At 65.1% G+C, this 969-nt stretch carries 1 protein-coding gene; it reads left to right on the top strand.

Annotated features, from left to right (window positions below; genetic code table 11):
• Window positions 1–97 precede the first annotated feature (97 nt).
• A partial coding sequence (locus AC0L2X_RS32405; RefSeq protein WP_473601210.1) for a tyrosine-type recombinase/integrase occupies window positions 98–969 on the top strand: 872 nt, incomplete at its 3' end.

The raw sequence follows: 969 nt of genomic DNA, 5'->3' as shown, positions 1-969 counted from the left end.
GGGTGAGGTAAAGATCACGAACCGGACGTCGCGCTCGCATTGAGGGCGGTTCGGCAGCGGCAGAGCATCACGGGCTTCTTCAACAAGGAGCCTGACCATGCCCTATCCTGTTCTCGATGCACCTATCAGTCCACTTCGTCAGCGGCTGATCGACGACATGAACATGCGGCGTTTCTCCCGGGAGACGCAACGCAACTACCTCCGCGACATCGGACGCCTGGCGACGTTCCTCGGGCGCTCACCAGACACAGCGACCACCGACGACCTGCGCCGGTTCCAGATTGAGCAGCAGGACGATGGTGTTCCCGTGCCGACGATGAACAGCATCGTGTCGGCGCTGCGCTTCTTCTTCACGCATACGGTCGATCGTCCCGATCTGGCGCGCAAGCTCGTTCGTCTGGCGCACCCGCGCAAGCTGCCGGTGGTGCTGAGCCGCGACGAGGTCGCCCGGCTGCTCAACGCCACCACCTGCCTGAAGCACCAGGCCGCGCTGTCGGTCGCCTATGGCGCGGGCCTGCGCGTGGCGGAGGTCTCGACGCTGAAGGTTGCCGACGTCGACAGCGAGCGCATGCTGCTGCGTGTCGAGCGCGGCAAGGGCGGGCGATATCGGAACGCCATGCTGTCGCAAGACCTGCTCTTGTTGCTGCGCCAGTGGTGGAAGGTCGGACGCCAGCAGGGCGTGATGCATCGCGACGGCTGGCTGTTTCCAGGGCAGCATGCAATGAAGCCCATCAGCACCCGCCAGCTCTATCGCGTCGTCGTCGAGGCAGCACAGGCGGCCGACATCGCCAAGCGGGTTGGGCCGCACACGCTGCGCCACAGCTTCGCCACCCATCTGCTGGAGGACGGCACCGACATCCGGATCATCCAGGTCCTGCTCGGGCACGCCAAGCTAAATAGCACCGCCTTCTACACCAAGGTTGCAACCCGCACGGTGCGCGCCGTCACGAGCCCGCTCGACAAGCTTGG

This window comes from Mesorhizobium sp. WSM4828 (genome assembly GCF_055811175.1).
The sequence above is the reverse complement of the archived record's forward strand: the minus strand, read 5'-3'. Positions and strand labels throughout refer to the sequence as shown.